This window comes from Salmonella sp. NW722 (assembly GCF_051702785.1).
Classification (GTDB): domain Bacteria; phylum Pseudomonadota; class Gammaproteobacteria; order Enterobacterales; family Enterobacteriaceae; genus Salmonella; species Salmonella enterica.
In genome coordinates this window covers 145068-158790 of the sequence record NZ_JAMMIN010000006.1, presented here as the reverse complement: position 1 = coordinate 158790, position 13723 = coordinate 145068, and the positions used below count along the sequence as shown (strand labels likewise).

Annotated in this window: 12 protein-coding genes; 6 read left to right on the top strand and 6 right to left on the bottom strand. The window is 52.9% G+C overall.

The genetic code is table 11. From position 1 onward, the window contains the following. Nucleotides 1–8: 8 nt before the first annotated feature. The 3 genes from NA330_RS16270 to xylA all read right to left on the bottom strand — a co-directional run bounded on the left by NA330_RS16270 (nucleotide 9) and on the right by xylA (nucleotide 3413). A complete protein-coding gene (locus NA330_RS16270) occupies nucleotides 9–362 on the bottom strand; it encodes a YiaA/YiaB family protein (protein ID WP_001635944.1) in 354 nt (117 codons plus the stop codon). 174 nt (nucleotides 363–536) lie between these two features. Further along, on the bottom strand, nucleotides 537–1991 hold the full coding sequence (gene xylB / locus NA330_RS16265) for a xylulokinase (protein ID WP_000275322.1): 1455 nt from the start codon (nucleotides 1989–1991) through the stop codon (nucleotides 537–539). Nucleotides 1992–2090: 99 nt separating this feature from the next. Continuing rightward, nucleotides 2091–3413: a xylose isomerase gene (gene xylA, locus NA330_RS16260; protein WP_001149561.1), complete on the bottom strand. Its 1323-nt coding sequence runs from the start codon at nucleotides 3411–3413 to the stop codon at nucleotides 2091–2093. A 362-nt stretch (nucleotides 3414–3775) separates the two neighbouring features. Here xylA and xylR point away from each other — a divergent pair, with 362 nt between their 5' ends. Continuing rightward, nucleotides 3776–4954, top strand: a complete 1179-nt coding sequence (gene xylR / locus NA330_RS16255; RefSeq protein WP_000459824.1) for a D-xylose utilization transcriptional activator XylR — start codon at nucleotides 3776–3778, stop codon at nucleotides 4952–4954. Between the two features lie 60 nt (nucleotides 4955–5014). Here the strand turns inward: xylR and NA330_RS16250 are convergent, their stop codons facing one another. Continuing rightward, complete coding sequence (locus tag NA330_RS16250) at nucleotides 5015–5839, bottom strand: protein bax (RefSeq protein WP_023241788.1); 825 nt, start codon at nucleotides 5837–5839, stop codon at nucleotides 5015–5017. A 315-nt stretch (nucleotides 5840–6154) separates the two neighbouring features. Between NA330_RS16250 and NA330_RS16245 the strand changes: the two genes are divergently transcribed. Further along, entirely contained in the window at nucleotides 6155–8182 is a 2028-nt protein-coding gene (locus NA330_RS16245) for an alpha-amylase (protein ID WP_023241787.1), read from the top strand. Nucleotides 8183–8355: 173 nt separating this feature from the next. Then, nucleotides 8356–9606 (top strand): valine--pyruvate transaminase, encoded by a 1251-nt coding sequence (gene avtA / locus NA330_RS16240; protein ID WP_000144379.1) that lies wholly within the window; start codon nucleotides 8356–8358, stop codon nucleotides 9604–9606. Nucleotides 9607–9642: 36 nt separating this feature from the next. Here the strand turns inward: avtA and NA330_RS16235 are convergent, their stop codons facing one another. Together NA330_RS16235 and yiaJ are read right to left on the bottom strand one after the other, a co-directional pair. Continuing rightward, nucleotides 9643–10116: a 4Fe-4S dicluster domain-containing protein gene (locus NA330_RS16235; protein WP_023241786.1), complete on the bottom strand. Its 474-nt coding sequence runs from the start codon at nucleotides 10114–10116 to the stop codon at nucleotides 9643–9645. Nucleotides 10117–10232: 116 nt separating this feature from the next. Then, nucleotides 10233–11033, bottom strand: a complete 801-nt coding sequence (yiaJ, locus tag NA330_RS16230; RefSeq protein ID WP_000081338.1) for an IclR family transcriptional regulator YiaJ — start codon at nucleotides 11031–11033, stop codon at nucleotides 10233–10235. A gap of 229 nt (nucleotides 11034–11262) precedes the next feature. On the opposite strand from yiaJ, the gene yiaK reads away from it, so the two are divergent. The 3 genes from yiaK to NA330_RS16215 are packed head-to-tail and all read left to right on the top strand — an operon-like array spanning nucleotide 11263 to nucleotide 13693. After that, nucleotides 11263–12261, top strand: coding sequence for a 3-dehydro-L-gulonate 2-dehydrogenase (gene yiaK / locus NA330_RS16225; RefSeq protein ID WP_000869008.1), 999 nt, complete (start codon nucleotides 11263–11265; stop codon nucleotides 12259–12261). An 11-nt stretch (nucleotides 12262–12272) separates the two neighbouring features. Next, nucleotides 12273–12737, top strand: a complete 465-nt coding sequence (locus tag NA330_RS16220; protein WP_000576100.1) for a YhcH/YjgK/YiaL family protein — start codon at nucleotides 12273–12275, stop codon at nucleotides 12735–12737. 23 nt (nucleotides 12738–12760) lie between these two features. Beyond that, nucleotides 12761–13693, top strand: a complete 933-nt coding sequence (locus NA330_RS16215) for a DUF4862 family protein (protein ID WP_023241785.1) — start codon at nucleotides 12761–12763, stop codon at nucleotides 13691–13693. Nucleotides 13694–13723: the final 30 nt, after the last annotated feature.

The following is a 13723-nucleotide window of genomic DNA, read 5'->3' as shown; positions in this document are numbered from 1 at the left end:
TCCGGCCATCATTCATCATCACTGTAGGAAGCGTAAAGATCGGTTCCATATATACTGACCCCCAGCGCCACCAGACACAGTATTTTCAGCGCGCCCGCCAGCGCCAGGTTAAATACGCCGACCGCGACCATGCCGATGCCAAGCAACAGCAAAGATTTGCAACGAGAAAGCAAGCGGTCATTCCCCGTGTGTTCCTGGCGAATTAAGACTGGAAAACCGCACATGACGATTGCCGCAAAAAAATATCCCTTTTCGCTTAATGTATGACAGCCTGGCCACAGTCCCACCAGGTATACCACTGCACCGACAACTAACATTCCCAGGCCGAACATCCGTTTCCTGCGTGCAACGTGATCGTCCATCTCACTCTCCTTGTGGTTGTGTGAGACACATTAAGCGAAGAAATAGCGATGAAAAAGGCGCCTGCTCAGCAATAATATAAAAATCAGAAAACACACATACTTACTTCGATATAATTCAATAGAATTAATATTTACGGGAAATGCCTTTCAGCCAAAACCGAAAGGCATTCTGACTTATGACATCAACGGCAACAGCTGCTGATAGAGTCGACGGAAGGTTTCACGACGTTGTTGATAAACCGCATGACGCTGCGCATCGGGATAATGCGCCTGCTCCAGCGGCAACTGCGGCAATACATCGGCGAGCGGAGTCTGTTTATTCACCGCAATTTGCGCCAGACGCGCCGCGCCCAGCGCTGGCCCCACATCGCCGCCAGTACGATAATCAAGCTGTAGCCCGCTAATATCAGATAGCATCTGACGCCAGTATTCGCTGCGCGCCCCGCCGCCGATAAGCGTCACGCTGGCGGGTTTGACGCCGCAGGCGTGAACCACATCCATGCCATCCGCCAGAGCATATCCCACGCCTTCCAGTACCGCCCGCGCCAGTTCCGCCGGGCCATGCTGATGGGTTAAACCAAAGAAAACGCCTTTTGCCTGCGGATTATTGTGCGGCGTGCGCTCGCCGGACAGGTACGGCAAAAACCAGATCGGATCGGTATGCTCATCCGCCAGCTGCGCGGCGGCAATCAGCGTCGGGACGTTCTTCTGCCCGGTGAGTTTAGCCGCCCAGTCCAGACAAGAGGCGGCGCTCAACATTACAGACATTAAATGCCAGCGTTCCGGCAGCGCATGGCAAAAACTGTGTACTGCGCTCTCCGGTTTACTCAGAAAGCCGTCGCTGACGGCAAAATAGACGCCCGATGTTCCAAGTGAGAGCATCGCCTGTCCGGCATCGATCATTCCTACGCCGACTGCGCCAGCCGCATTGTCGCCGCCGCCCGCCACCACAGGTACTGCTGGCATTCCCCATGCGCTGGCTACCTCTGGCAGCAACGTTCCGGTAATGTCACTACCTTCAAATAACGCTGGCATCTGCTGTCGGGTTAAATGACAGGCGTTGAGCATAACGTCGCTCCAGTCGCGCTTTTTCACGTCCAGCCACATCGTTCCCGCTGCATCCGACATATCGCTGGCAAAGACGCCCGTCATTCGCAGCCGCAGAAAATCTTTCGGCAGCAGAACTTTGTCTATCTGGCGGAAAATATCCGGTTCGTGGCGCTGCACCCAGACTAATTTGGGCGCGGTAAAACCGGGCATCATCAGATTACCGGTTATCGCACGCGACTGCGGCACCTGTTTTTCCAGCCAGGCGCACTCTTCGCTACAGCGTCCGTCATTCCATAAAATCGCTGGTCGCAGAACCTGCTGACGGCTATCAAGCAATGTCGCGCCATGCATTTGTCCGGCGATGCCCAACGCCCGGACGCCACTTAACGACTGTTGCCGACCTAAACCTTTAACCGCACGATCCGTCGCCTGCCACCACTGCTCTGGTTCCTGTTCCGACCATAAGGGATGCGGACGCGATACGGTCAGTTTTTCAGTATGCGTAGCCAGCACATCGCCCTGCTCATTCAACAGGATAGCTTTTACACCCGATGTACCAAGATCGATCCCGATATACATATTGTGGGTTCCTTTACTGAAAGCGCCCGGCAGCGCTACGCTTACCGGGCTAATCACGACTACAGGCCGGGCTAACGCGGAGTCGCCCGGTAGATAGGGTTATTTATCAAACAGATAACGGTTAACCAGATTTTCTAACAGCTCCTGATGACCGCTTTGATGTACTGGCGCCAGATTATGCTGCTCCGCATACTGCGCCAGTTCGCCTAAGGAGAGTTGTCCTTTCAGAATCTGCTGCCCCAGCTCGCCATTCCAGCCGGCATAGCGCTTCGCCACGCGTTTATCCAGCTCGCCGTCTTCAACCATACGCGCGGCGATTTTCAGCGACAACGCCATCGTATCCATCGCGCCGATATGACCGTAGAACAGATCGTATTTATCGGTGCTCTGGCGACGAACTTTGGCGTCGAAGTTGAGACCGCCCGTCGTGAATCCGCCCGCTTTCAGGATTTCGTACATCACCAGCGCGTTCTCTTCAACGCTAATCGGGAACTGATCGGTATCCCAGCCCAGTTGCGCATCGCCGCGGTTGGCGTCAACGGAGCCAAAAATACCCAGCGCGATAGCGGTCGCGATTTCATGGTGGAACGAATGACCCGCCAGCGTCGCGTGGTTCGCCTCAATGTTCACTTTGATCTCTTTTTCCAGGCCGAACTGTTTGAGGAAGCCATAAACCGTTGCAACGTCATAATCATACTGATGTTTAGTCGGTTCCTGCGGTTTCGGTTCAATCAGCAGCGTGCCCTGGAAACCCATTTTATGTTTGTGCTCAACCACCATTTGCATAAAGCGGCCAATCTGTTCGCGTTCCTGGCGCAGATCGGTATTCAGCAACGTTTCATAACCTTCGCGCCCGCCCCACAGCACGTAATTTTCGCCGCCCAGTTTATGCGTGGCGTTCATTGCCGTAACCACTTGCGTCGCTGCCCAGCTAAAGACTTCCGGATCCGGGTTAGTGGCGGCGCCTGCGCCATAGCGCGGGTTGGTAAAGCAGTTCGCCGTTCCCCACAGCAGTTTTACGCCGCTCTGCTCCTGTTTCGCCGCCAGCACATCCACCATCTGTGCGAAGTTGTTTTTATATTCTTTCAACGACGCGCCTTCCGGCGACACATCCACGTCATGGAAGCAATAAAAAGGCACATTCAGTTTGTGGAAAAATTCAAACGCCACGTCCGCTTTGCGTTTCGCCAGCTCCAGCGCTTCGCCCGGTTGCTGCCACGGACGATTAAACGCGCCTACACCAAACATATCCGCGCCGTTCCAGCAGAAGGTATGCCAGTAACAGGCCGCGAAACGCAGGTGATCTTCCATACGTTTACCTAAAACCAGCTCGTCGGGATTGTAATGACGAAATGCCAGCGGGTTAGTCGATTGAGGGCCTTCATAGCGAACACGATCGAGTTGGTCAAAATAAGCCTGCATAGTGAGCTCCATAATCAGATAAGACGGCAAGTAAACGACATAACGTCATACTGGAATTTCCTGATTTATTGCTCAATTACGTTATTTCACACCGCTATTAAGAGAATCCCCAAATGTGCTCTGGCTCTCAAAAAAACGCTGAAAACCACAGAAGAAAAAAGCGATCGAGATCGAATCCTGGCAAATAAACAAAAAACCGTAATATATAGATAAGAAATGACAATTGTCATCCGCCGTTTGCTGTGATGAATTTCGCATAACGTTTCAGGCGCAAAATAATTTGTCATCATTCGCCAGACCGTTATGTCAGCCGTTTTGATAGTATCCATGAGTCCAGGTTCACTTTTGCAGGATATATCCTCATGTTTGATAAACGTCACCGCATCACTCTGTTATTTAACGCGAATAAAGCCTATGACCGTCAGGTAGTGGAGGGGGTGGGTGAATATTTACAAGCCTCGCAATCCGAATGGGATATATTTATTGAGGAAGATTTCCGTGCCCGTATCGATAACATTAAAGAGTGGTTAGGCGACGGCGTTATTGCCGATTACGATGATGACGATATCGCGCAATTATTAGCCGATGTCGACGTACCCATTGTCGGGGTCGGCGGTTCTTACCATCTTGCTGAAAATTATCCCGCCGTTCATTACATCGCCACCGATAATCATGCGCTCGTTGAAAGCGCTTTCCTGCATTTAAAAGAAAAAGGCGTTAACCGCTTCGCGTTTTACGGTTTGCCCGACTCCAGCCGCAAACATTGGGCGGCGGAACGGGAATACGCCTTTCGCCAGCTGGTCGCCGAGGAAAAATACCGCGGCGTAGTCTATCAGGGGCTGGAAACCGCGCCGGAAAACTGGCAGCACGCGCAAAATCGCCTCGCCGACTGGCTTCAGACGCTGCCGCCGCAAACCGGCATTATTGCCGTAACGGATGCCCGCGCCCGTCACGTATTGCAGGCCTGTGAACACCTGCATATTCCGGTGCCGGAAAAACTTTGCGTTATCGGTATTGATAACGAAGAGTTAACCCGTTACCTGTCGCGCGTCGCGCTTTCCTCCGTCGCGCAGGGGGCGCGGCAAATGGGCTATCAGGCGGCGAAACTGCTGCACCGTTTGCTGGCGCGCGAAGAGATGCCGTTACAGCGCATTCTGGTGCCGCCGGTGCGCGTCATTGCGCGCCGCTCGACAGACTATCGCTCCCTGACCGATCCGGCGGTTATCCAGGCGATGCACTTTATTCGTAACCATGCCTGTAAGGGCATTAAAGTCGAGCAGGTGCTGGACGCGGTTGGGATTTCACGTTCAAACCTGGAAAAACGTTTTAAGGAAGAAGTTGGCGAGACGATACATGCGCTGATCCACGCCGAAAAGCTGGAAAAAGCGCGTAGTTTGTTGATTTCCACCACGTTGGCGATAAACGAAATTTCGCAAATGTGCGGCTACCCGTCACTGCAATATTTCTATTCGGTGTTTAAAAAGGAATACGTCACTACGCCTAAGGAGTATCGCGACCAGCATAGTGAAGCGTTGTTGTAGTTTATCCAGCCTACAGACGCCTTGTAAGCCGGATAGCGTAGCGCCATCCGGCACACAGAATTACATATGCGCGGCGATCAGACGCTGGTTGTCCTGGTACATCGCGAACAAGTAGTTGTTATAGCGCGACCCCTGGGTAGAGTAACCCTTCAGCTTATGAATCATCGCCGTGGCGGTGACTTCCTGATCCGCCTTACGCAGTTGGGCGCGCGACTTGCGGAAAGAAGAATAAGCCGGATGCGTGTTCAGGTTGGCGACATACGCGCTCACCGACTCCTCAACCGACGCGAATTGCGAGTAACCTTTCACCTTACCCGGCGTATTGGTACAACGCCCTTTCGTACACTTCATGCCGAACAGGTTGTTGTTGCTACGCGCCAGTTTAGAGGTTCCCCAGCCGCTTTCCGCCGCCGCCATCGTCGCCACCATGCTGGTTGGGATAATGTCGACGCGCTCCAGCAACGTATTCCACGGAATACGACGCGTGTTGCCGGACCAGCTCACTTTATAGCGCTTCGCGATATCTTTCATACGCGCGCGCTCAGACGGCGACCAGCGGTTCTGGTACTGTTTTGAGATCAGCCAATTACGGTCCGCGGTAATCGCGGCATTTTGGCTGGTGATGTAAGGCATAACGGTCCGGAGAAACGCTTTTTTTCTGGGGGTTCCGGAAGGGTATTTTCGCAAATCAGGAAGTGAACTGCTCTTTGCACTATTGCGAGAATACTCTTGTTTACTGCTAACCTGTTTATAACTTGTCTCAGTTACGTGGGACTTTTGACTCATTTGTGTTGCGTGCGTCTTTGCCAGCACCTCACCCGAAAATGCGATGGTGAGTAACATAAGAATCATTGCCCCATATCGTCGCATGGGAGTCAATATCATTAGGTCTCCTGGTCGGATTGATACATTCCAACACCTTTTATTTTTCACGAAGTTAAGGTTTGAACCCCAAATTCTAGCAAAAATAGGCTTAAAAAGCACCTCAGGGAATAGTCTTAATCCGAAACTATGTCAACTATTAACGATAACAGGTAGCAATAATGCCAATAAAATGTGGTGCTTATCGCAAATAGAGGCGTTTTTTTGCGCCTCGTCGCTCACCCTCGCGCCTCCTCCTGCGCGACTCTCTGCTGGGGAGGAGTTCATTCGCCTAAAAACCAGGCAAGCTGATGAATATTGCCCACAAAGGATAGCGTGATGAAACTTGCCGCCTTCGCTCTGACGCTGATACCCGGTATCGCGATCGCCTCATCATGGACCTCACCCGGTTTTCCGACTTTCTCGACGCAGGAAACCGGGCGCTTTACCAGCCATGCTGCATTAACAAAAGGTACACGCGCGTTAACGCTCCATATTGACCAGCAGTGCTGGCAGCCCTCCGGCGCCATAAAACTCAACCAGATGTTGTCGTTAAAACCCTGCGAAGGCGCGCCGCCGCAATGGCGTTTGTTTAAAGATGGCGACTATACGATAACGGTAGATACCCGCTCCGGTACGCCGACCCTGTTGTTATCGATAAAAACTGAACCTGAACGCACCGCGCAGCTCGCCCGCCAGTGTCCCGTCTGGGATGGTTCGCCGCTCACGCTGGATGTTCGCCAGACCTTTCCGGAAGGGACGGTAGTGCGCGATTATTACAGTGGTCAAACCGATACCGTCCAAAACGGGCAAATCACGCTGCGACCTGCCGACAGCCACGGGCTTTTATTGCTGGAACGCGCGGAAACCCATGCGTCGGCGCCTTTTAACTGGCGCAACGCCACCGTTTATTTTGTGCTTACGGATCGCTTTCGCAATGGCGATCCAACCAATGACCACAGCTATGGTCGCCATAAGGATGGTATGCAAGAGATTGGCACTTTCCACGGCGGCGATTTGCGCGGGTTGACGAGTCAACTGGACTATCTACAGCAATTAGGCGTGAACGCCTTGTGGATAAGCTCGCCGTTTGAACAGATCCACGGCTGGGTCGGCGGCGGAACAAAAGGCGATTTTCCTCATTACGCCTATCACGGCTATTACACTCAGGACTGGACGACGCTGGATGCCAATATGGGCAACGAAGCCGATCTCCGCGCGCTGGTCGACGGCGCGCACCAGCGCGGCATCCGTATTTTATTTGACGTAGTAATGAATCATGCCGGTTACGCTACGCTGGAGGATATGCAGGAGTATCAGTTTGGCGCGCTCTATTTATCCGGCGCGGAACGGCAAAAAATTCTCGGCGATCGCTGGACAAACTGGCGACCCGCCGCCGGACAAAGCTGGCACAGCTTTAACGACTACATCAACTTCAGCGACAGCGCCGCCTGGGAAAAATGGTGGGGGAAAAAGTGGATTCGTACCGATATTGGCGACTACGACAGTCCGGGATTTGACGATTTAACCCTGTCGCTGGCCTTCCTGCCGGATATAAAAACGGAATCTACCACGCCTTCCGGCCTACCCGTGTTCTATGCCAACAAACCCGATACTAAAGCAAAGTTCATTGAGGGCTATACGCCACGGGATTATCTGACTCACTGGTTAAGCCAGTGGGTGCATGATTACGGCATTGACGGGTTCCGGGTCGATACTGCCAAAAACGTTGAGCTTCCTGCCTGGCAACAGCTAAAAACCCAGGCCAGCGCGGCGTTACGTGAATGGAAGCAGGCCAATCCGGACAAAGCGCTGGATGATAGCCCGTTCTGGATGACTGGCGAAGCGTGGGGCCACGGCGTCATGAAAAGTGATTATTATCGCTATGGTTTCGACGCGATGATCAATTTTGATTATCAGGAGCAGGCGGCGAAAGCGGTCGATTGCCTGGCGGAAATGGGGCCAGTCTGGCAGCAGATGGCGGATAAAATGCAGGATTTCAACGTATTAAGTTACCTCTCCTCGCATGATACGCGCCTTTTCCGTGAGGGCGGTGATAAGGCGGCGGAACTGCTGCTGCTTTCGCCGGGCGCGGTGCAGATCTTTTACGGCGATGAATCCGCTCGTCCCTTCGGCCCCACCGGCTCCGACCCGCTGCAAGGCACCCGTTCAGATATGAACTGGCAGGACGTGAGCGGAAAGTCAGCCGCAGCCGTCGCGCACTGGCAGCGTATTAGCCAGTTCCGCGCCAGACATCCCGCCATCGGCGCAGGCCAACAAACCACGCTGACGCTAAAACACGGGTACGGTTTTGTACGCCAGTACGGCGACGATACGGTGATGGTCGTCTGGGCGGGCCGCCGCTAATCGTGGCGCTACCGGTCTCCTCGCGTACCGGTAGCCCCTTCAAAATAAAAAACTAACCTGATAAAAATTTGTAGCATAAAACATCAACACTACCGCCTGACCCCCATTTGCGCCCCGCCATTTGTAGCGTTATGGTTATCCACTTTGACAGACAGTTCGATAGATCACCCGTTATGACATTTTCACTTTTCGGCGATAAATTTACCCGCCATTCAGGCATTACCCGCCTGATGGAGGATCTCAACGACGGCTTACGCACGCCAGGCGCCATCATGCTTGGCGGCGGTAACCCGGCACATATCCCTGCAATGCAGGATTATTTCCAGACGCTACTGACAGATATGGTAGAAAGCGGCAAAGCCGCTGATGCGCTTTGTAATTATGACGGTCCCCAGGGAAAAACGGCGCTACTGAATGCACTGGCCGTACTGCTACGTGAAACGCTGGGATGGGATATCGAACCACAGAATATTGCGCTGACAAATGGCAGTCAGAGCGCGTTTTTCTACTTATTTAATCTCTTCGCCGGACGTCGCGCCGACGGCAGTACGAAAAAGGTACTATTCCCGCTTGCGCCGGAATACATCGGCTATGCGGATTCCGGTCTGGAAGACGACCTCTTCGTTTCGGCGCGCCCGAATATTGAGCTGCTGCCGGAAGGCCAGTTTAAGTATCACGTCGATTTTGAGCATCTGCACATCGGCGAAGAAACGGGGATGATTTGCGTCTCGCGCCCGACCAACCCAACCGGTAACGTTATCACCGACGAAGAGCTGATGAAGCTGGACAGACTGGCGAATCAGCACAACATCCCACTGGTGATTGATAACGCTTACGGCGTACCGTTTCCGGGCATTATCTTTAGCGAGGCGCGCCCGCTGTGGAATCCCAATATTATCCTATGCATGAGCCTCTCGAAGCTGGGGCTGCCCGGTTCCCGCTGCGGGATTATCATCGCCAATGATAAGACGATTTCCGCCATTGCCAACATGAACGGCATTATCAGCCTTGCGCCCGGCGGCATGGGTCCGGCGATGATGTGCGAAATGATTAAGCGTAACGATCTGCTGCGGCTGTCGGAAACGGTTATCAAACCTTTCTACTATCAGCGCGTTCAACAGACGATCGCGATCATTCGTCGCTATTTATCCGAAGAACGCTGCCTGATTCATAAACCGGAAGGCGCAATATTTTTGTGGCTGTGGTTTAAAGATCTGCCGATTACCACCGAGCTACTCTATCAACGCTTGAAAGCGCGCGGCGTGCTGATGGTGCCGGGCCACTATTTCTTTCCCGGGCTGGATAAACCCTGGCCCCACACACACCAGTGTATGCGGATGAACTACGTGCCTGAACCGGACAAAATCGAGGCGGGCGTAAAAATTCTGGCAGAAGAGATTGAACGCGCCTGGCGTGAAGGCTGACGGTTATTCCGGCCATCATGCAGGCCGGAACGACGTTCAGAAAGGTTGAGTATAGAGGCGCTGGCGCTGCACGTGTGCTGCGTCAACGCACTGTAACGCACTGGTCGGGCAGGCTTCCACGCACGCCGGCCCCGCTTCACGATGCCAGCAAAGATCGCATTTAATCGCCTGCGCGCCTGACGCGGACGCCACCACGGTCATCGCACCAAATGGGCAAGCCAGCATACAGCTTTTACAACCAATGCAGCGCGATGGCGTCACGAAGATATGCCCCCGATCACGGCGAATCGCCTGTACCGGGCAGACATTCGCGCACGGCGCGTCCTCACACTGATGGCAGACCGTGGCCGTGGTGAAGCTATCCTCTTTTATCACCCGGATACGCGGCACAAAGTCCGCCGTCGTCACCGCCGCGCTATTCTGCTGTTCCTGGTGCGACACCACGCAGGCGACCTCGCAGGTACGACACCCGATACACGCCGACGCATCCGCCATAATAAACCGGTTCATTGTTCTCCCCCTGCGTTAAAACGCCAGAATGCCAGAGAGCCATTCCCCGCCGCTTTGATCCCACTACGCAAACGGACAAATTTTGTCAGATGCCTGATAAAACCTGGCGAGCTGTCTTATTCGCGAACGGTAAATCCCAGCTCATTAGAGATAGCCTGTGCGGTTTCACGCAACGGTTTGAGCAGATTTTTCTCGCCGATCTGTTTTAGCCGTGACGTCGACAGTGAAATAGAAATGGCGTAAGGCACTCGATGGTGAATATCAAACACAGGCACAGCAATACAGGAAACGCCCAGTTCATTTTCTTCGCGATCCATCGCCATGCTGGTTTCACGAATTTGCGCCAGCTCATCGTACATTGCTGGTAAATCGGTAATGGTATTACGAGTCAGCGGCTGGATCTGATCTTTATGGCTTTCCCAGTAAGACGCCACATAATCCGGCTGACCAAACGCCATATAAATTTTCCCCATCGCCGAGCAGTACAGCGGCATATGCTGGCCAATGTAGGCACGCGTGCGCAGCATACCGGTGGTCGGTTCCAGCTTATAAATCAGGATAGCGTGGTCATCTTCACGGCTGGAAAAATTCACCGTCTCGCCGGTGGCCAGGTTGAGCGCCTCAAGGTGCGGTGCCGCAACGTGGATGATATTCAGCGATGACAGGGCTTTTTGGCCGACGGCAATAAACTTTGTCGTCAGACGGTAGCTTCCGGCCGCCGGCGCTGGCGTCACGTATCCGCAGGATTGAAGCCCCTGCAACAAACGATGGACGGTACTCTTGTTCAACCCCGCCAGCTCCGACAGGTGCGCCAGTGGGCAACCGTTCGGGTAGTTACTCAAAATTTCTATCAACATCAGGCCACGAAACAGGCTCTGACTCCCCGCAGGCTTCTCTTTATCGTTGTTCTGGCTCATCAGAAAACTCTCTCCTTTCTTGGGCGATCAGATGGTAGCTCAAAGTGTGTTGCAGTTCACGATATCAGCATAAAAAACATAACCCGATGATTTTAATCGTTTTTAAAAACCTTCTCTGGCGTTGCCATGTCAATTTTTGATCTATATATTTGGAACTACATTTCGTATTATGAAATTTATCGACAAAAAAACATACTAAAATTTCTAACAATCGACCAGGAGAACAGGGATGAAAGTAACTTTCGAAGAGTTAAAAGGGGCCTTCTACCGCGTCTTGCGGTCGCGGAATATTGCGGAAGATACCGCCGACGCCTGCGCGGAAATGTTCGCTCGCACCACCGAGTCCGGTGTCTATTCCCACGGCGTGAACCGCTTTCCCCGCTTCATTCAGCAACTGGATAACGGCGACATTATTCCTGATGCTAAACCGCAGCGGGTTACCAGCCTCGGCGCCATCGAACAGTGGGATGCTCAGCGCGCTATCGGCAACCTGACGGCGAAAAAGATGATGGACCGGGCCATCGAGCTGGCTTCCGATCATGGTATTGGCCTGGTGGCGTTACGTAATGCTAACCACTGGATGCGCGGCGGCAGCTACGGCTGGCAGGCGGCGGAAAAAGGCTATATCGGCATTTGCTGGACCAACTCCATCGCCGTCATGCCGCCGTGGGGCGCGAAAGAGTGCCGTATCGGTACCAATCCGCTGATCGTCGCCATCCCGTCTACGCCGATCACGATGGTAGATATGTCGATGTCGATGTTCTCCTACGGAATGTTAGAAGTTAACCGTCTGGCGGGCCGCGAACTGCCGGTGGACGGCGGTTTCGACGATAACGGTCAGTTGACCAAAGAACCGGGCGTTATCGAGAAAAATCGCCGCATTTTACCGATGGGTTACTGGAAAGGATCTGGTCTGTCGATTGTGCTGGACATGATTGCCACCCTGCTTTCCAACGGTTCTTCCGTTGCCGAAGTGACCCAGGAAAACAGCGATGAGTATGGCGTCTCACAGATTTTCATCGCCATAGAAGTGGATAAGCTGATCGATGGCGCAACCCGCGATGCCAAACTGCAGCGGATTATGGATTTCATCACCACCGCTGAACGCGCCGACGACAACGTCGCTATCCGGCTGCCCGGCCACGAATTTACCAAATTGCTGGATGACAACCGCCGTCACGGTATCACCATTGACGACAGCGTCTGGGCCAAAATTCAGGCGCTGTAAGGAGCCACATCATGATTTTTGGACATATTGCGCAGCCTAATCCGTGCCGGCTACCGTCGGCCATAGAGCAGGCGCTCGATTTCCTGCGCAATACGGACTTTCGCACGCTGGAACCTGGCGTAGTGGAAATCGACGGCAAAAATATCTTCGCGCAGATTATCGATATGACCACCCGCGATGCTGCTGAAAATCGTCCGGAGGTTCATCGCCGCTATCTGGATATTCAGTTTCTGGCATGGGGCGAAGAGAAAATTGGGGTTGCCATTGATACCGGTAATAATCAAATCAGCGAGTCATTATTAGAACAGCGCGATATTATTTTTTATCACGACAGTGAACATGAATCATTCATTGAAATGATACCGGGAAGTTATGCCCTGTTTTTCCCGCAGGATGTTCATCGTCCAGGTTGTAATAAAAGCATTGCTACGCCGATACGGAAAATAGTCGTAAAAGTCGCCATAGACGTTTTATAAAATAGAGTTTACTGGAGCACAAAATGAAAAATAATACCGGTTATATTATCGGTGCGTACCCTTGTGCACCCTCATTTCACCAGAAGAGTGAAGAGGAAGAGACGGAATTCTGGCGGCAACTCTCTGATACTCCGGATATCCAGGGGCTGGAGCAGCCTTGTCTTGAACATCTTCACCCACTCGGCGACGAGTGGTTATTGCGCCATACACCGGGAAACTGGCAAATCGTGGTCACCGCGATAATGGAAACCATGCGCCGCCGTAGCGAAAACGGCGGTTTTGGATTAGCGTCCTGTGACGAGGAACAGCGTAAAGCCTGCGTGGAGTACTATCGTCATCTGCATCAGAAGATCAATAAAATCAATGGGAACAATACCGGCAAAGTCATAGCCCTTGAGCTTCATGCCGCTCCTCTGGCGGGCAATCCGAACGTGGCGCAGGCAACCGACGCCTTTGCGCGCTCATTAAAAGAGATTGCCAACTGGGACTGGTCCTGCGACCTGGTGCTTGAACACTGCGACGCGGTGACCGGCCCCGCACCGCGCAAAGGATTCTTACCGTTAGTAAACGTACTGGAAACTATTGCCGACTATGACATAAGCGTCTGCATTAACTGGGCGCGCTCGGCTATTGAAGGGCGGGATACCTCTCTACCACTGATCCACACGCAGCAGGCCAAACAGGCTGGAAAACTCGGGGCGCTGATGTTCTCCGGTACAACGCTGGATGGAGAATACGGCGAATGGCAGGACCTCCATGCTCCGTTTGCACCTTTCTGTCCACAAAGTCTGATGACGGAGAAACATGTTAAAGAACTCATTACCTCCGCCGCTCCCGAACTGTTGCAGTTTACCGGTATTAAATTGTTGGAAATCAATGCCAGTGCCGATATTAATCACCGCATAAATATATTACGCGATGGTATTAACATGATGAAAAAGGCCACACGCCGCTAACCTGAATTAAACATCATCACCTTAATTCTC